The sequence below is a fragment of the Treponema socranskii subsp. socranskii VPI DR56BR1116 = ATCC 35536 genome, from assembly GCF_000468115.1.
GTDB lineage: Bacteria > Spirochaetota > Spirochaetia > Treponematales > Treponemataceae > Treponema_D > Treponema_D socranskii.
This window is the reverse complement of sequence record NZ_AVQI01000083.1, coordinates 14,641-32,696: the sequence shown is the minus strand read 5'-3', so window position 1 is coordinate 32,696 and position 18,056 is coordinate 14,641. Positions and strand designations below refer to the sequence as shown.

The 18,056-nt window shown below is 50.4% G+C and carries 12 protein-coding genes; 6 read left to right on the top strand and 6 right to left on the bottom strand.

What is annotated here, in order from left to right:
• The first annotated feature begins 12 nt into the window (after window positions 1–12).
• From HMPREF0860_RS12145 to HMPREF0860_RS12125, 4 genes are all read left to right on the top strand, one after another.
• Window positions 13–1,530, top strand: coding sequence for a type I 3-dehydroquinate dehydratase (locus HMPREF0860_RS12145; RefSeq protein WP_038081219.1), 1,518 nt, complete (start codon window positions 13–15; stop codon window positions 1,528–1,530).
• 3 nt (window positions 1,531–1,533) lie between these two features.
• Window positions 1,534–2,871 (top strand): RluA family pseudouridine synthase, encoded by a 1,338-nt coding sequence (locus HMPREF0860_RS12140; protein ID WP_021330576.1) that lies wholly within the window; start codon window positions 1,534–1,536, stop codon window positions 2,869–2,871.
• 730 nt (window positions 2,872–3,601) lie between these two features.
• The gene (locus HMPREF0860_RS12135) at window positions 3,602–4,210 is read left to right on the top strand and encodes a LysE family transporter (protein ID WP_021330563.1); all 609 of its coding nucleotides are present in this window, start codon (window positions 3,602–3,604) and stop codon (window positions 4,208–4,210) included.
• Between the two features lie 204 nt (window positions 4,211–4,414).
• Entirely contained in the window at window positions 4,415–4,735 is a 321-nt protein-coding gene (locus HMPREF0860_RS12125; protein ID WP_021330521.1) for a helix-turn-helix domain-containing protein, read from the top strand.
• Between the two features lie 122 nt (window positions 4,736–4,857).
• Here HMPREF0860_RS12125 and murA read toward each other — a convergent pair whose 3' ends face one another.
• Together murA and pepT are read right to left on the bottom strand one after the other, a co-directional pair.
• The gene (murA, locus tag HMPREF0860_RS12120) at window positions 4,858–6,141 is read right to left on the bottom strand and encodes a UDP-N-acetylglucosamine 1-carboxyvinyltransferase (protein WP_021330582.1); all 1,284 of its coding nucleotides are present in this window, start codon (window positions 6,139–6,141) and stop codon (window positions 4,858–4,860) included.
• Window positions 6,142–6,190: 49 nt separating this feature from the next.
• Window positions 6,191–7,462 carry a peptidase T gene (pepT, locus tag HMPREF0860_RS12115; RefSeq protein WP_021330540.1) on the bottom strand — a complete coding sequence of 424 codons (1,272 nt, stop codon included), beginning with the start codon at window positions 7,460–7,462 and terminating at the stop codon, window positions 6,191–6,193.
• A gap of 92 nt (window positions 7,463–7,554) precedes the next feature.
• On the opposite strand from pepT, the gene HMPREF0860_RS12110 reads away from it, so the two are divergent.
• Window positions 7,555–8,865 carry a PALP domain-containing protein gene (locus HMPREF0860_RS12110; RefSeq protein WP_021330556.1) on the top strand — a complete coding sequence of 437 codons (1,311 nt, stop codon included), beginning with the start codon at window positions 7,555–7,557 and terminating at the stop codon, window positions 8,863–8,865.
• Between the two features lie 114 nt (window positions 8,866–8,979).
• On the opposite strand, the gene HMPREF0860_RS12105 is transcribed toward HMPREF0860_RS12110, so the two are convergent.
• The 4 genes from HMPREF0860_RS12105 to HMPREF0860_RS12090 all read right to left on the bottom strand — a co-directional run bounded on the left by HMPREF0860_RS12105 (window position 8,980) and on the right by HMPREF0860_RS12090 (window position 17,090).
• Complete coding sequence (locus HMPREF0860_RS12105) at window positions 8,980–12,816, bottom strand: alpha-amylase family glycosyl hydrolase (protein WP_021495825.1); 3,837 nt, start codon at window positions 12,814–12,816, stop codon at window positions 8,980–8,982.
• Between the two features lie 151 nt (window positions 12,817–12,967).
• On the bottom strand, window positions 12,968–14,038 hold the full coding sequence (locus HMPREF0860_RS12100; protein ID WP_021330531.1) for an ABC transporter ATP-binding protein: 1,071 nt from the start codon (window positions 14,036–14,038) through the stop codon (window positions 12,968–12,970).
• A 79-nt stretch (window positions 14,039–14,117) separates the two neighbouring features.
• The gene (locus HMPREF0860_RS12095) at window positions 14,118–15,815 is read right to left on the bottom strand and encodes an ABC transporter permease (RefSeq protein ID WP_021495830.1); all 1,698 of its coding nucleotides are present in this window, start codon (window positions 15,813–15,815) and stop codon (window positions 14,118–14,120) included.
• A gap of 243 nt (window positions 15,816–16,058) precedes the next feature.
• Entirely contained in the window at window positions 16,059–17,090 is a 1,032-nt protein-coding gene (locus HMPREF0860_RS12090; RefSeq protein ID WP_021495828.1) for an ABC transporter substrate-binding protein, read from the bottom strand.
• A 224-nt stretch (window positions 17,091–17,314) separates the two neighbouring features.
• On the opposite strand from HMPREF0860_RS12090, the gene HMPREF0860_RS12085 reads away from it, so the two are divergent.
• Window positions 17,315–18,043 (top strand): nucleotide exchange factor GrpE, encoded by a 729-nt coding sequence (locus HMPREF0860_RS12085; RefSeq protein ID WP_021330561.1) that lies wholly within the window; start codon window positions 17,315–17,317, stop codon window positions 18,041–18,043.
• Window positions 18,044–18,056: the final 13 nt, after the last annotated feature.

The window sequence follows — 18,056 nt, the reverse complement described above, 5'->3', positions numbered from 1 at the left end:
GAGGATATGTCGATGAGCAAGCCGCTGGTCTGTTTGACGCTTACATCCCCGACGCTCGAAGAGAACGCGGCTCTCGTGCGGAAGTATAACCGCTATATCGACGTCGCAGAACTCCGCGTCGATTTCCTTGCTCCCGACGAACAGCTGTCGGTACGCCGCTTTCCGGCGATGGTCAACGTACCGTGCATATTGACGATCCGCCGGACGGCCGACGGTGGAAGATTTACGAGCAATGAAATGTCGCGTACGATGCTTTTCGGACGCGCCCTCGCGTTTGCCGACCAAAACCCGCAAAAGAATTTCGCGTACGTCGATTTTGAAGAAGATTTCCGCGTGCCGAGTCTGCAAGATGCCTCACTTGCTTTCGGCGTCCGCATCATCAGAAGCTGCCACGACATGGAAAAGCCGATAAAAAATCTCAAAGCGAAATGCGAAGCGATGCGCACGACCGGCTATGAAATTCCGAAGATCGCCTTTATGCCGAAAACGCTTGCCGACGTTTCCGATATGTTCCGTGAAGCGGAGTCGATGACCGATTACGAGCACATACTGTGCGCGATGGGCCCGCTCGGACAGGTTTCGCGTATTTTGGCATATAAACTTCATTCGTACCTCACCTACGTGTCGCCCGAAGAAACGGAAAACAATATTTCCGGCATCGGACATATCGATCCCGTATCGTTGAACGACGTATACCGTTTCCGCTCTTTAAGCGATCGAACAACGCTCTATGCGGTGACCGGCTGGCCGCTTGCAAAAACATCGAGTCCCGCGCTTCATAATTCAGGATATAAAATTAATAATATCGATGCGCTTCTTTTGCCGCTGCGCTCGCCGTCCGTTTCCGACGTCCTCGACTGCGCGGCATCCCTCGGTGTGCGGGGGCTTGCGGTAACCGTTCCGCATAAAGAAACCGTGATCTCCGAATTGATAAAGCTCGATTCGGAAGCGCAGGCGATCGGCGCATGCAATACCGTCGTGCGTACCGACGAGGGATGGACGGGCTGCAATACCGATGCGTACGGATTTCAAACGGCGCTTTTGCGTTTTCTCGGCGTAAAAAAACTTCGCCGCCGCCGTGTTGCGATCATCGGTGCGGGAGGAGCTGCAAAAGCCGTCGCATACGTCGTAAAATCACTCGGCGCAAAAGCGTGTGTCTTCAACAGAACGCTTTCTCATGCGAAAGCGCTTGCCGAACGATACGGCTTCGACTATGCGCCCCTCGGCCCCGAAGCTGCGAAAAAAATCGAAAAGTACGCCGACATCATCGTTCAGACGACGTCGAAGGGTATGAGTTCCGAAGGAGAAGCGTCGAAAGACGGCGATCCGCTGTACTTTTATCAATTCACCGGAGCGGAAACGGTATTCGATTTGGTGTACGTGCCTGCCGTCACACCGATTATGGCGCGTGCTTCGGAAGCGGGCTGCAAAACGTGCAACGGTGCGGAAATGCTCAAGTATCAGGGCTATAAACAGTTTAAAATTTTTACGGGAATCGATTACGGTGCCGAATGCGAGAGGCTTTGTTAGCCGATGTTTCCGTCTCTTCCGACAAAACGCGCGCATCTCTATCTGAAAAAGATTTTCGAGCGGCTTCAAAACGGTTCCCTCGTTTTAAAACAGGTGTCGCTTCCGAGTGCAGAGCGCGACGGGCACGGCGTTATGATCGGATGCCTCGTATGCGCCGATACCGAAGGCAATAAAATAATTCTCAACGCGGTTTCGGGCAACAGCCTCGTCGCAGAGGGAGAATCGGAGGGGATATGGGTACCGCCGATCGTGAGCGCAAAGCTTATTGCTGATGCGCTTTTACCGAACGACAAACGCATCCACGAATTGACTGCGGAGTTGAAAAGCGCTCCCGAAAACGATCTTCGCCGTATTGCCCGAGAGCGCGAAATATTAACGACCGAGTCGCTTCGAAAAGTACATGAACTCTATCGATTTCACTGTATAGACGGAAACGTTCGGCATCTTAGCGATATCTGCAAAACGAAATTGCCGCCGACAGGTACCGGCGACTGCTGTGCGCCGAAACTGCTCGACTACGCGTTTTCGCACTCGCTTTTTCCCGTGAGCATGGATGAAATGTATTGGGGTAAGGCGACGCAAAGCAAAAAGAGCGGCACATCCTATCCGCCGTGCGACGAACGCTGCGCGCTCGTTTTGCCTTCGATGCTCGGTCTTGAAATCGTCTACCGCGACGACGCGATCCTCGTTGTCAATAAGCCGAGCGGCCTCCTTTCCGTTCCGGGTCGGGGACCTGAAAAACAGGACTGCATCGTAAACCGTATGAAGCGCCTCTTTCCGAAAACGATTCCGTATCCGTCGGTGCACCGGCTCGACATGGAAACGTCGGGGCTCATGGTGCTAGCCTTTACGCAGGACGCGCAGCGCTCGCTTTCGATGCAATTCGAAAAAGGCGATGTGCATAAGCGCTATATCGCACTGCTTGACGGATCTCTCGAAAACGCGCCCGGCCGATGCGCACCTCTTCCAAGCGTCGGCGAAGGGCGCATGGAATTGAAGTTTTCGCTCGACTGGCCGAATCGCCCGAAACGCATCTACGACGAAGCAAACGGCAAACTCGGCATCACCGAATGGAAAAAACTCGGCTACAACCGGTACCGCGGAACCGACGGAAAAAACAGAAAGGTGACGCGCATTTTGTTTATTCCGTACACGGGGCGTACGCACCAGCTCCGCGTCGCGTCAAGCGATATGCACGGCTTCGGTCTTCCGATCGTCGGCGATTCTTTGTACGGAACGTGCGGGGCGGGAGAGCGTCTCATGCTTCACGCTTCGTATCTGTCGTTTATTCATCCTGTAACGGGCGGGCGGGTCGCTTTCGAATGCGAACCCGATTTTTAAGGGGATGATGCGGGAGCGGGCGGACGCGACAAGCGCCTACGATTGCAGACGTTCGCCGGCGGTTGCGGCGCGCGTTTGCTGTGAATTAGGGAAGAGCTTGCAACAAAAAAAGTAATCGCTGCTCAATTACAGGCTGAAATGGCAAAACAAAAACTTACAAAATCGGCTGTGGCAAAGCGGATGAATACGACTCGTACAGCCGTTGATAACGCATTGAATCCTTCATTCAATACATCGCTTTCTACAATCGAGCGTTTTGCCTATGCTCTTGGAAAGAAGCTGTCTGTACGTTTGCTTTAAACGAAAGAACTTTGCGTTTCCGATCGTCCGGATATTGTTTTTTGTTATAAAAACGATAAGGGCGGAGATAATTTTCTTTCGGTGTATTTAAAAGACGCATATATATGACGGATACTTTATCGATGCTTTTACGGATGAAATGAAGGATCGGAAATCGACTGTCCTCTGTTTGCGTAAATCGGCACTTTTTAAATTGCAAAATATAATTGCAAAGTATTTAAAAACGTAATAACATACAACTACGCTTTGCCGTCCCTTCCGCACAAAAGTGTCCCGTGCCGGAAGCGGCTCCCGCTTTTTACTCGATATCGGGCGTTGTGATTCGCACTTTGAATTGATTTCGAAACGAAATTGTTAATATCTGCTCTAGTACAGGATGGGTCGCAGTATACGAGTAGTTTTTCAGACGAAAAATGTTTATACTTACATCATGCCGATCAAAATTATCCCGTCGTTTTTATTGTTTTGTTTTGCTGGCGCCGTTACGCCAGGCCCTGCAAATCTTTTGTCACTGTATACCGCCTTGCAGTACGGTAAAGAAAAAGCGCTGAAGCAGTGGACGGGATTGTTCGTAGGCTTTACGATCGTGTCGCTCGCATCCGCCGTTCTCACCTATTGTATCGGCAGTATGGTAAAAAAATATGCGGGCATCTTTGCGTTTGCCGGCGCGGCATATCTTGCATATCTTTCGTTCCGCATTTTGCGCACCACGTATGAATGCGGCGAACGACGCGTCGTTTATCGGGGCTTTTTTTCCGGTCTTTTTGTACAGCTGACGAATGCGAAGGTAATGATTTTCTGCTTTACCGCGCTGAGTTCGTACGTACTGCCGTATTCACAAGGATTTACGCCGCTGCTTTTGACTGCGTTTTTTTTGCCGTTTACGGGGCCGGTCGCAAATCTTGCATGGCTTTTTGCGGGAACGTCCATGCAACGTTTTTTCGTTACGCATCGAAAAGGGATAAATATTGCGATGTTCGCCGCTCTTTTATCGTGTACTGTAGGCCTTGTCGTGACGGGAGTGCAGACGTTTTATTAAAACGGACGGGACAATATGAGGATAAAGGAAAAAGCGGAAGTGCCGGAGTCTGTTATGTCGATTTTGTAGCATTTGAAAAAATTTATCTGCTTCAGGTATTTTCAAAGGATGAAAAGTCGAATCTGACTGCTGCAGAAAAAAACGAAGTAAAGCAGGTTATCGAAGTTTTAAAAACGGAAACCGCAAAAAATTGGAGAAAAGAACATGAGTAAATTTTTTGATAGTCTGATGACAAGTTTGAATGAAGCGGTTGCAATTGAGCAGGGAGAATTAAAAGGGCGTAAAACAGTTTATGAAATTCAACCTGTAAAAAAATATGATAATACTGAAATAAAACAGATACGGACTTCCGTTGGAATGACACAGCTTTTGTTTGCAAATTATATGGGTGTTTCAAGTAAAACGGTGGAGGCATGGGAAAAAGGAACGAATCATCCAACCGGTACGGCTTGCCGTTTAATCAGTATGCTGGAAAATAAAACATTCGAAACGTTGCCTTTTGTGAAAAAGACGGCAACTGTGTAAAATAAACGACTTGTCGAAACCGGTTTATACTATTATGGTACGCGGTATTTGGATGCGCAGTACAGTCGGTGGATATCAGCTGACCTTGCCGTAAATTATTACATACCGGAAGTCCCTTGCTTTTACTCGACGTCGACCGTCGTGATGTGCGCTCCGACCGACTGAAGCCGTTCGACCAAGTGTTCGTAGCCGCGTTCGATCTGGTACACATTTGAAATTCTGCTTTGTCCGTGCGCCGTCATCGCCGCGATCACCATTGCCATGCCCGCGCGCACGTCGGGAGAGACGAGGTGGTCGCCGTGGAGGATGCGCGGGCCCGACACGACGGCGCGGTGCGGATCGCAGAGCGTGATGCAGGCACCCATGTTTATCAGTTTATCGACGAAAAACATGCGCGATTCAAACATCTTTTCGAAGATAAGCACGGTGCCTTCGACTTGCGTTGCGACGACCGTCATAATGCTCGTCAAATCGGGCGGAAAACCCGGCCACGGAGCGTCGTCGATTTTCGGCGTCGAGTTTCCGATATCGCCGTTTACTTTGAGTTCCTGCCGTTCGGGAACGGTGAGCGTCGTGCCGTCGATATTCCATGCGATGCCGAGTTTGCTGAAACCGAGCCTGAGCGGCCGCATATCTTGAGGATTGACGCCTTCGATCGTGAGCGAACCGCGGGTGGCCGCCGCGAGTCCGATAAACGAACCGATTTCCATGTAATCCGGGCCTATCGTACATTCGCAGCCGTGCAGGGACTCGACTCCTTCGATGCGTAAAATATTGCTTCCGATGCCGCTGATTTTTGCGCCCATACTCACGAGCATGGCGCATAAGGTCTGTATGTGGGGTTCGCTCGCTGCATTTGAAATGATCGTTTCGCCTTTTGCAAGCACTGCCGCCATGACGGCGTTTTCCGTCGCGGTTACCGACATTTCGTCGAGAAAGATATCGGCGCCTTTGAGCGCGTCCGCATAAAACACGAATTTACCGTTTATGTCTACGCGTGCGCCGAGTTCGGTGAGCGCGAGAAAGTGCGTGTCGAGCCTTCTCCTGCCGATAACGTCTCCGCCCGGCGGCAGCATTTCCGCTCTTCCCGTTCGAGCGAGCAAGGGACCTGCAAATAAAATCGATGCGCGTATCTTTTTTGAAAGTTCCGGGGGGATCATCGTGTTTGCAAATCGCTTGGCGGTGATTTTCCAGCTGTGATTTTTTACGCATTCGACGTCGGCGCCGAAGGATCGGGCGATGTCGAGCATAACGCGCGTGTCTTCTATGTCCGGAATATTGTGCAGCGTAACGCTTTCTTCCGTGAGCAAAGCCGCCGCAATGCACGGGAGCGCCGCGTTTTTATTGCCGCCTGCGGTGATGCTTCCCCGAATCGGAAATCCGCCGTCGATTATGTATTCGTGCATTGCCGCCTCCCGTCTTTATAGTGCGTTTCACACACAGGCGCATCGGGGGTTAATTTGCCGTACCGATAATGCCCGCAAGGTTTATTAAAATATCGGCAGCTTTACACATTTGGTTAAGCGAAGCCCACTCCATACGCGAATGATAATTGTGTCCGCCGGTAAAAATGTTCGGCGTAGGGATGCCCATTTCGGTGAGCCGCGAACCGTCGGTGCCGCCTCTGATCGGCATAAAGACGGGTTCCACGCCCGCCGTTCGGTACGCCGCTTCCAAATCGCGCACGACTTCGGGATGTTCGTCAAGCTTTCGCTTCATATTGAAATACTGCGTTTTATGGGTCACTTTTGCACTGCCGCCGAAAGAAAGTGCGGCAGCTTCGGCGAGCGCTTCGACGGTTTTTTGCCGCATTTTCATATTTTCGCCGTCAAAGTCGCGCAGCAAAAGATACACCGTCGATTTTTCGATCGTTCCCGTAAATTCGATCGGCGCGTAAAAGCCTGCCATACCGTCCGACGTTTCGGGGCGCTCGGTAATGGGGAGCGAGGACACAAAATGCGATGCCATAGCGATCGCGTTTATCATGCCCGCTTTCCGTGCCGTTCCCGTGTGCGTCGATTTGCCCGTAAAGACGACCGTCGTTCCGACCGCATTGAAGCATTCCGTTTCAAGCTCGCCGATATGCCCGCCGTCGACAGTGTACGCGCGCTTCGATTGAATCGATTCGAGCGGCACTTTATCCATGCCGTGCCCCGTCTCTTCGTCGGGTGAAAAGACTACTTCGATTTTCCCGTGCTTGATCTCTTCGTGCGCTTTAAGGTACGAAATCGCCGTCATAATCGCCGCGATGCCCGCCTTATCGTCCGCACCGAGGAGCGTATGCCCATCCGTCGTGATAATCGTATCGCGCTCGCGTGCCGCCTCTGCGAGCGCTTCGTCCGATGCGGCATCGAGCGGATTCGTTTCCGCAAGTTCGATGAGAGCGCCGTCGTAGTTTTCATGCACGACGGGATTGACGTTTTTTCCGCTCACTTCGTCGACCGTGTCCATGTGCGAAAGGAGACAAAAGGGCGGCACGTTTTCAAAACCCTCGGAAGCGGGGAGAACGCCGTACGCATAGCAAAACTCGGTGACGTGCACGTTTTCCAAACCCGCAGCTTTCATCTCTTCGGCAATCATATTTGCAAAATCCCTTTGCTGCGGAGTTGAGGGCATGATCCCTTCGTCGGCTTTATTCGAATCGCTTTCGGAGTACGTTTTTACATAGCGCAAAAAACGCTCGAGCAATTCTTTTTCTTCTTGTGAATTTTTTTTGATGTAGTTCATTCCAGTATCATATTATTTTCGCGCGCGTTCTGCAATCGATGGCGCGTCGATTGCGCAATGACAAAAGTCGGCATTCGAGCTATAATTACGCTATGCGATTTACGAGTACACGAAACAAAGCCCTCTCCGTCGGATTTGCGGAAGCCGTTTTACACTGTATGCCGGAAGACGGCGGGCTTTATGTGCCTTGTGACACGGAAGACTTGCGCCGCTGGATTCTCTATACGGATAAAACGACGTCGTTCGCTTCCATCGCGGGTACGCTCACGTCCGCTTTTATCAAAGACGAATTCAGTCCGATTATCTGCGAAACGATCGCGACAACAGCTTTTCCGTTTGAACCTGCCGTCCGCCGTCTCGACGATACGCATTTTATGCTCGAACTCTTTCACGGGCCTTCCGGCTGCCACCGCGATTTCGGCATCGCATACCTTACGGCCTGCCTTGAAACGATTTTGCAGATGAGGGACAGCAGCGCGACGATTTTAGCGGTAACGCGCCGTGAAACCGGCGCCGTCCTCGCGTACGAGCTGCGCGGCAAAAAGCGCATAAAGGCCGTCGTCGTCTGTCCGAAAGGGAGCGCTTACGGTATGTTGGAAAGCGACTATTGCTGGAACGGCGGCAATATATATCCCGTAGAAATCGACGGAACCGAAGACGACTGCCGAAATCTCGTGCGCACGATTTTTTCGGACAGAGACTTTTCCGAAACGAACCGGCTTACGGTCGCAAATACAGCGAATATCGGGCGGCTTTTGCCGCAGGCGTTTTTTTACCCGTTTGCGTTTTCGCGCTTAAAAGACGAGGTGCCGGGCGATATGTACTACGCGCTCGCGCCGGGCAATTACAGCAATGTCGTCGCGGGCCTGTACAGCTGGCGTTTTGCGCTGCCTTTAAACGGTTTTTTTATCCCTGCAACGGATGCGCTCACCGTCGATGCGGCAGGCGACTGCATCGTTCTCGATTCCGTCGTCCCGTATGCCGACCGAAGGCCTGCCGACCCGACTGATCCGTCGAACATAGAGCGGCTCGAAGAAGTGTTTTCCGCAAATACGTTGATGATGCGCAATTTCGTCTATCCGGTAAAACTCACCGATGCCATGACGGACGATGCGGTAAAAGAGCTTTTCGTAAAATACGGCGTTTTTGCCGATCGGCACACCGGCCGCGCCTACGCTGCGGCAAAACTCAAAGCGGATATGTCATCGGAAGACGGAGGTGCCGTCATCATTGTCGCGCGCGATCATCCTTCCTTGTCGGCCGACTATATTCGCCAAACGACGGGCGAAGCGCCTGCCATGCCCGAACGAATCGCATCGGCGCTGAAACCTATCCGCATTGGGAAGCCTGCGATTTCATCGGAAGCCGAACTGCGATCTGTAATCGCAGGCGTCGCCGGATAATCATTCGTCGTTTTGTTAATTTGATTATCGAATAGGTGCGGCGCACGTCCCGCCTATAAAACAAAAAGCGGTGTCGGAGCACCGCTTTTATCATAAATAATTACTTGTTTTCGATTATTTTTTTACGGTTGTTTTTTTTGCGGTTGTCTTTTTGGCAACGGGTTTCTTTGCCGCAACTTTTTTTGCAGCGGGCTTCTTTACCGCGGGCTTTTTGGCTGCCGTTTTTGCAGCGGGCTTTTTCGCTGTTGTCTTTTTAGCAACATTTTTTTTCGCTGCCGTTTTCGCGGTCGGTTTTTTTGCCGTTGTCTTACTCGCAACAGGTTTTTTCGCTGTTGTCTTTTTTGCAGCCGGTTTTTTTGCGGCCGGTTTTTTTACTGTGGTCGTTGCCATAGTCAGCTCCTTGTGCTTCTTGCCGGATAATCCGGCGGTTGTTATCTTTGAAGCTTCTCTCTTCCCGACGGGATGTAAAGCTTTAGAACCTTTATTCGGTGCGAATTGTTTAATAAATAATTCGCTCTTAAACGATGCTTTTATTTTAGCATCATTGAGAAGAAAATACAATGCACGCACAAAGTCCTTCTTCTCTTCCGGTGCATACAAAGTTGCAACAGCGGCAAAGTATGTCAAGCTGCTGTCCGACAATTCTTTGTTAAACCACTGTATGCCGTCGAAGAAATTATTCCCCGAGAGCAGCAACGCGTCTTCGCTTTGAACGAAAAGCGCGGCAAACTCGTAGGCTGCTTTCTTCATATTATTTAATAATACTGTTTTTTTTGCAAGCGGTGCAAGAGCGAAGACGCGCATCAGCTGATACTGATCGGGCGCGTTCGCACATCCCGTTCGTCTTATATATTCGGCAAATTTCCGTGCAAAATTAAACCTTTTTGCGCATCCGCAAGCGGCAAGTTCTTCAATCGATGCCAGGCAAATTAATAATATCGGGAGAGATTTTTCGATGGATGCTGCGAACGCGATGAAATCGCCGCCGGATTTTGATTTTAATAATTTTTTATTTTCTTCTGCGGACGGATTTCGGAGGACGGTATCCGCAGCGGACGATATGACGGCTGAAAACATTTTATTAAATTGCCGAAACTGTTTTTCAGGCGGAGCGATTTTATATCCGCATCCGTCCGCAAACCGCTGTGCCGTAGCGTAGAATGCGAGCGCGCTTTCTTTGACTTCATCCGTAAGCGCTTTTTTCTTTAACTGCGTTCTGTCCGCAGGATGCAACATCTCTTCCGCTTTTGAAATTAATAAAATTGCGAAAGTTTCGAGCGCTTTGTACAGTTCCCAGTATTCGATCTCTTCCCAAAGCGTTTCCAAATCTTCCGCGCCGCGGCCTGCGAGGGTTTGGCACAAAGTGCTGTATTTATACGTGTCGGTATCCGCGACTTGACGAATGTCCGTATAGACTTGCGATTCGAATCCGTTCAACGAAACGAACAAACCGTTTTCGCGTATGTCGTCGTTTTTGCGGATGTAGTAGAGTCCCGACCGCTGTTCGCGGAAAATACAGTACGTATCGCCGGCATCGCTGAGGCATAATCCTTCGGCTATTGTCCGGGTTACGAACATTTTATCGTTTTCTCCGCTTCCCGTTTTTATCGCATACGGCACGGACTCTTTAATCCAGCCCGCAGTGTGTTCGTACTTGTTGTTGTAGACGACGATCGAACATTCTCTGTCCGCACAGTTGGAATAGGCGAATACGTTTTCATCTACGCTGCCTTCGTTCCACAAATCGTAAAACAAAAAGTTTTCGACGTCCGCAAAAAGTCGGCGCTTTTTCATGAGCGGAAAAATATCGCGCCGGTGACGCGCGACGAAACCTTCGTCGGGGTTTTCATTTCGGTATGCGCGCGTATATTCCATGCCGTATTTTTCTTCGAAGCCTTCGATCTGCCCGTGCCCGAACATCGGAAGACCGGGCATCGTAACCATGAGCGTGCATACGCCGAAGTATTTGTCGCCCTTGCCGAACTGCGCAACGGCGGTTTCTTCGTCTGGATTGTTGACGAAGTTGACAAAGCGCTTGAGCACTTGCGGATCGAAACGCAGCGTGTTTTTTATCGTGTCGCGGTATTTTTGATTTTCTTCTTTTTTGAGCATATTCATAAACGCGCTGTTGTAGACGCGGTGCATGCCGAGCGTACGGACAAAGTAGCCTTCCATCATCCAAAACGCTTCGGCAAGCAACAGCGTGTCCGGAACTTCGGCTGCGATCCTGTCAACGACTTCCCTCCAAAATTCGTTCGGAATCGCTTTGTCGAATTCTTCTGCTGAAATTGCATTTTCGCTCCGCGTTGCGATATCACCGCCGTGTCCCGGCTCGGGATACCACAGCCGTCTGATATGTTTTTTTGCGAGCACCATTGCCGCATCGAATCTGATGATCGGAAAATTTTTTGCGACGTTGACGATATCCTGCATCACTGCTTCACGTGCGGCGGGGTTCAGAAAATCGATTTGCGCCGTATCGTTCCACGGCATGCCGGTGCCGTCGTTTCCGTGGTAGATATAGCGCACGTCTCCGGTACGGTTGTCGACCCGCTTAAAGATGACGGCGCAGTCGGTTTTCGTATAATAGTGGTCTTCGAGGTAGATGCCGACCCTGCCGTCGCGCGAAAGATTTTCGCCGTTGAACGTGTACTGTGGGAAGGGGCAGTCTTTTCTCTGAACGAAGAGGTCGGGCTTTTCGATGACCCATTTCGAATCCATGCCGGTGTGATTCGGTACCATGTCGGATGCGAGGCGGATGCCGCGCTGCCATAAGCGCGTACGCAAATTTACGAGCGCGTCCCAACCGCCGATATCGTGTGCGATTTCATAATCGTAGAGACTGTATGCGCTCGCTGCCGCATCCGCATTTCCGTTTATCTGCTTTATGCGTTTACTCGCATAGCTCCTCTCCCACAAGCCGATAAGCCAGAGCCCCGTAAAACCTTCGTCCCGAAGCATATCGAGCTCTTCGTCGGGGATTTCGTCGAGGCGTGTAATCGCACGCGAATATTTTTTTGAAAGCTGATCGAGCCACACGAGCACCATCTTTGCAATGAGCACGACACACGGCATCCATGCGCTGTCCGCGCTGAAGCGCTCGTATTCTTTTGCAAGATTTTCATAGCTGTACGGCACCGCTTCGATCTCACCTCCGTCTTGCCACGCCGCTTTTTCTTCTTCCTGTATCGTATCGATGCCGGCGAGCAGGCGCTTGATCCGATCTCCGAGCATCGCCGCCCAGTACAGGCGGATATAATCGAGCTGGCCTTTAAGGCTTTCGGGGCTGTAGACGACGGGTTCTTTCAGCATGGAAATGAGATCGTGGCCGAACGGCCCGAACGGCGGAAGCAAGGCGAAACGACTTTTAATAATTTCCCATGACTTTGCGTACAGCACATTGCGCGCGAGCTTTGCGTCGTCGAATAAAATCGAGAATTTTTTAAATGCGGGGTTTTCATTTGCGAGGTGCAGAAGTATGAGCTCTTCGAACGTCTGCTCGCGGTTTGTCCTCTCGCGATTTACGCCGTCGTCGAATGCGGTCTCGGAAAGATAGTCTTCGGCACTTACGGTACCGTGACGGACGGCCGCAGGCGGAAACTCGGCGATAAACGACAAGAGGAGGTCGTCTATCCTGCTCGAGCCGAATTCATCGTCGAGCTTTGCAAGGATGGTGCTGAACGATTCTGCGTCCGCATCTCTCCGGTAAATCATGCATACGTAGTGAAATATTTCATCGATGAGCCCCATCGCGTTGAGTTCGCCTGCCGACACGCGTTTTTCGTGTTCGACTCGTTTATCGAAGAACGCATTCAGTTTTTCGACAAACGCGCGCACTTGATACATATCGGAAAAGATGACATTGCCTGCAGACGCAAACAGCGTTTCGTTAAATCGGCAGAGATCTCTGACTTTTTTACTTACATGAAATTCATTGTACGAAATTTTCACAGCATCTCCGTGTTGCACTTTTTCAATGTATACACGTACAATTATAGCACGATATGAAAAAAAAGGGTAATTTTTTTTATGAATTTTTGTTTTAATAAGAACGGTTCGTGCGGAAGCCGTAAAGCGCTCCGATACGGCTCCCGTCCCTGTATCACGTCAAAATTTTATACTGATCGTCTTTGCCGTCGTCGGCGTATACCAATTCGTCTTGAATTTTCATATCGACCTTTTGTCCGGTAGAAAGCGAATCGAAGCTGTGCGGATCCGCGATGATGCGAAGCGAAACGCCTCCCAAGTCGACGCGGCAGTCGTTTTCATCTCCGAGATAGTACATATTTTGAATCGTACCGGTGAGATCTCCTCCCGACGGAACGATCTTTACGTTTTCGGGTCGCAGCGTCAGCACGACTTTCCCCGAAAGCTTTCCCGAATACGGCACGCTTTGATTCGTTCCCGCTATCGAAATGCGTCCGCCGTCCGCCGTCCCTTTGAGAAAGTTCGCTTTTCCGACAAAGTTTGCGACGAATTGATTGACGGGGCTGCGGTAAATTTCGAGAGGGGAGCCGACTTGCTGTACGACGCCGTTGTTTATTAAAAATACGCGGTCGCTCATCGTCATCGCTTCGACTTGATCGTGCGTGACGTAGACGACGGTAATGCCGAGCTTTTTTTGAATATCTTTGATTTCGAAGCGCATGCTTTCTCGCAGCTTGGCGTCGAGGTTTGAAAGCGGTTCGTCGAGGAGGAGCAGCTTCGGCTCGGCGACGAGGGCTCTTCCGAGCGCTACGCGCTGCTGCTGACCGCCTGAAAGCTGGGACGGCATACGTTTTTCGTATTGACTCAAATGCACGATTTCGAGGATCGCACCGACGCGCTTTTTGATTTCGTCTTTTTTCAGCTTTTGAATTTTCAGCGGATAGGCGACGTTGTCGAATACGTTCATGTGCGGCCATACCGCGTAGGTTTGAAAGACCATACCGATGCCGCGTTTTTCAGGCGGCACGAAGGTCGTATCGTCCGACACGATTTTTCCTGCGATCGAAATCGAACCGGTCGAAGGTTTTCTGAAACCCGCTATCATACGCAAAAGCGTCGTTTTTCCGCAGCCGGAAGGGCCGAGCAGCGTTATGAACTCTCCGTCTTTTATTTCCGCGTTGAACGTATCGATGACCGTTTCGTCGTCGTATACTTTCGTTACGTTTTTAATACTTACCGTTGACATAATTTCTCCTAAACTATCCTAACTTATAAATAAAAATTTCGCAGGGCTTGCGGCCGACCTGCGTCTTGCGCGCCCGAAGCTAAATCGAAAATTTACCCTTTGTCAATTTATTCAGCATCGTATTCATAATGATGACGATCGCAAGGATCGCCGTTGCAAGCGCCGACGCCGTCTGCTGGCTGTGGAAGGTTTGATACGTAAACAATTCCACGCCGAGCGTTTTCGTGCTGTTCGAATACAAAAGCGTCGACATCGTCAGCTCGTAAAAGCACGGCATAAAGATGAGAAACCAGCCGGCGACGACCGAAGGGCTTATAAGCGGCAGCACGACGTCTTTTAAGCGCTGCACCCAGCCCGCGCCCGCTATTTGAGCGGCGCTTTCGAGCGACGGGCTTATCTGCGTAAAAGCCGATACGACGGTACGCATACCCATCATCATGTATTTTATCATATACGCGATAACCATGATGCCGATCGTATTGTAGATGTTGATACGGAATTTTCCGGTCATCGTCATGATGAGCGCAAGGGCGATGACGACGCTCGGGGTGCCGCTTCCGACGGTTATTAAAAAGTCCGGGATTTCGCGACCCTTAGCTTCGGTGCGTTTTAAAAGCCACGCCATGACGACGCTGACGATCATGCCGAAAGTCGCTGCGAGGAAAGCGTAAGTGATGCTGTTTTTAAACGAGTTTAAAATCGATTTGCGTGAAAAGATGATTTTCCAATAACGCCACGTGATATTGTTTCGGGCGAATACGTCTTTGCCCATGTTCATCGTAACCGACGTGGAAATGACCGTCCAAAACGGAATGACGACGACGAGAATCGCAAAGAGTGTGACGAGGATCGTAACGGGTATTCTCCATCTTCCCAAATCGACGATGGACGGATGCGTCGATTTTCCCGACACGGTGATGTACTCTTTTTTTCCGACGATGAAATTCGACACGTACAAAATTATCAATGCGACCGCCATGAGAAAGACGGCGAGGCAGGTCGCATGCGTGAGTCCTTCGTCGTTTCCGATCTGCACGTAGTCGATGATGCGCGTCGTCACCGTGTATATCTGCCCCGGCGCTCCGATGATCGACGGAATGCCGTAACACGAAGCGGCCGCGACGAATACGAGCAAAGCTGCGGCGATGAGGCTCGGAAGCGCGAGCGGAATCGTGACGGTAAAAAGCGTTTTCAGCGGAGACGCTCCCGATATGCGGGACGCTTCTTCGAGCGAGGGATCCATCTTTTCCATAGCGCGCGAAATCGTGATAAATGCATAAGGATAATAAAACGTCGTCAACACCCATACCATGCCGCCGACCGTGTAGATGTTGAACGGATTTTGCGTCAGGTGAAAAATTTTTGCGAGGACGACGTTCATCGTGCCGACGGTCGGATTCAAAAGCCTGAGCCACGCCATCGCTCCGACGTAGGGCGGCACCATATAGGTCATGACAAAGACGGTGCGGAATATTTTTTTGCCGTAGAGATTCGTGCGTCCGACAAGCCACGCGAGCGGAAACGAAAGCAGTACGCCGAAGAGCATCGTGAGCGTCGCCGCAACGAGCGTCGTCTTTAAGCACGTCCAATTGAGGGCGTATGAGTAGATGTTTTTAAAGCCTTCGAGCGAAAAACGCCCGTTGATAAACATGGAGCGGACGAGCAGGTAGACGAGCGGCAGCACTTGAAAGACGATCAAAAATCCGACAATCAAAAAGATGATCACCCATTTGTAATCGAAATACAGTTTTTTTTGACTTTCCAATTTGTTTTCCATCCGTTTCACACACAAAATGAATGGCGAGGTTTGAAAATAAATAAAATTATGCTTACGGCGAGGTTCCGGCTGCGTGCCGTTTCGAGCGTTAAGCTTACGGAAGCCTACCCTAAAAGCTCGACCGCGGCGCATACACCGCGAGTTTGCGAAGCAAACTCGTCAGTGAGGCGAAGCCGAACGAAGTTCTCGCTGAAAGCACAGCTTTATCAAGCTCATGCTTTCAACACTCGACATTCAACCTATTTATTTTTTAATCGTGACGTGCTCTTCGAATGCCGTGCGGATCGAATCGCGTTCTTTGTAACATTTTTCCCAATCGATCGGGATCGTCTTTGCGTACACTTCGCTGTTCGGAATGGAATCGTAGGGAACGTAATCGACGTCGCCTCTCACCGAATGCATCCAGCCGTCCACCATGCACTGCTGTCCGTCTTTGCCGAGCAGCCAGTCGGTTACCGCTTCGCACGCTTTGATGTTGTTGTTTGCGCACCATTTTTCGTTGACCGTCATAACCGTCGACGGAATGCACAATACTCCGTCTTCGGGGTAGATGACCGCGAGCTTCGAACCTTCTTCCTGCCGTTTTTTCAATACGGATTCTTCGAGTATCATAATCTCTTTGCATTCGCCGGTTTCAAGCTTGGTGAGCGCGACGGAGCCGGATTCGATTGCTACGCGCTGCTTCCCGAGTCCGACAAAATAGTCTTCACCGTACGCGTCGAGGAGACCGACGATCGAAGCCATAGCGGTGCCCGACGTGAGCGGGTTCGACATGGAACTGTAGCCGGTAAGACGCGGATCGGTTGCGAAAGCTTTGAGCGTCGTCGGTATTTCTTTTGTGGAATATTTTTCGGGATTGTAGGCGAGAACCATCGTGCAGATGCGTACCGGATACCACGCGCCCTCTTTATCGTATTCGAACGAAAGGGAAGCCGCTTCCGGCGACATATAATTGTGCAGCATGCCGTTTTCTTTCAATTCGAGCGAATAGGCGGGTTCGGCGACCATCATCATATCGCAGCCGAGTTTGCCGCTGTCTTTTTCCGCGGCGATTTTAGCTTGAATTTTTCCGGTGCCGCCGTAAAAGAATTCCGCTTCGAGATGCGGGAATTGCGCTTTGAGTTTTTTGCTTACCGCATCGATAACGTCTTCGTACATCGACGTATAGATGACGATTTTGCCGCTGACGTCGCTTGCAGCTGCCTTTTTATCGGCTTTTTTACATCCGACGAAGACCAGCGCAAACAATACGAGTACCCCTGCCAACTTTTTCATAAAATCCTCCATAAGAGACCGAATTGACGACATATCGATGATTGAATACCCTTTCGGTTCCGAATTAATGCTTTCATTATATCATGAGATTTTCAAAACGCAAGAAAAAAAATCGGTATCGATCATTTCGGTGCCATCCGGTAAAATTAAATAGCTATAATTTTCTTGACGCTTGGCAAGAGGCTTAGTACATTTATAGTAAATACTTTTACAGGTGACAGTACATGGGTGAATCGGAAAAGAAAGAAAAAACGAAAAACGAAACGCCGAACGGCACGACGCCGAGAGGCGAAGCGCACACCGGGGTGATGCCGCAGAAATGCGAAGAGAAGGCAAACGGCGGAAAAAATGCTGCGGACTGCAAATCTGCTGAAAATACCTGCGCCTCCGAAAAATCGGACGAAACGCCTTCGACGGAAGATTCGGGTAAAGATACGCTTTCAGAGCTTGAAAAACAAATCGACGCGCTCAAAAAAGAAAACGCCGATTTGAAAGATCAAGTGCTGCGCCGTGCGGCCGATTTCGACAATTACCGCAAGCGTATGCTGAAAGAAAAGCAGGACGTATTCGACTACGCGAACGAAAATCTTTTGCACGATCTGCTCGAAAGTCTCGACAATTTCGACCGTACGGTAGACGCTGCGTCGAGCGCAAAAGACGTAAAATCGATCGCCGACGGCGTAAAGATGATAAACGCGTCGCTCGTCAAAATGCTCGAAGACAAATACAATCTGTCGAGCTACGGAGTACCCGGCGATGTCTTCGATCCCGACGAACACGAAGCGATCGGCAGTGTAGAGGGCGCTGTTGCCGAACCGGTTTTGAAAGAAGTATATTTAAAGGGATATAAGTTAAAAGACAGGATTATCAGACACGCAAAGGTTATGGTGACAATGCCCGACGGTTCGGTTCAATCGGACGAAAAAGCCGGACAGAAATCCGATTCGAAATAATTGAGGAGATATT

Coding starts and splice junctions, on each gene's coding strand:
- pepT (WP_021330540.1), bottom strand. CDS start 7,462: ATGAACTACATCAAAAAAAATTCACAAGAAGAAAAAGAATTGCTCGAG.
- HMPREF0860_RS12135 (WP_021330563.1), top strand. CDS start 3,602: ATGCCGATCAAAATTATCCCGTCGTTTTTATTGTTTTGTTTTGCTGGC.
- HMPREF0860_RS12095 (WP_021495830.1), bottom strand. CDS start 15,815: ATGGAAAACAAATTGGAAAGTCAAAAAAAACTGTATTTCGATTACAAA.
- HMPREF0860_RS12090 (WP_021495828.1), bottom strand. CDS start 17,090: ATGAAAAAGTTGGCAGGGGTACTCGTATTGTTTGCGCTGGTCTTCGTC.
- HMPREF0860_RS12125 (WP_021330521.1), top strand. CDS start 4,415: ATGAGTAAATTTTTTGATAGTCTGATGACAAGTTTGAATGAAGCGGTT.
- HMPREF0860_RS12140 (WP_021330576.1), top strand. CDS start 1,534: ATGTTTCCGTCTCTTCCGACAAAACGCGCGCATCTCTATCTGAAAAAG.
- HMPREF0860_RS12100 (WP_021330531.1), bottom strand. CDS start 14,038: ATGTCAACGGTAAGTATTAAAAACGTAACGAAAGTATACGACGACGAA.
- HMPREF0860_RS12145 (WP_038081219.1), top strand. CDS start 13: ATGAGCAAGCCGCTGGTCTGTTTGACGCTTACATCCCCGACGCTCGAA.
- HMPREF0860_RS12110 (WP_021330556.1), top strand. CDS start 7,555: ATGCGATTTACGAGTACACGAAACAAAGCCCTCTCCGTCGGATTTGCG.
- murA (WP_021330582.1), bottom strand. CDS start 6,141: ATGCACGAATACATAATCGACGGCGGATTTCCGATTCGGGGAAGCATC.
- HMPREF0860_RS12085 (WP_021330561.1), top strand. CDS start 17,315: ATGGGTGAATCGGAAAAGAAAGAAAAAACGAAAAACGAAACGCCGAAC.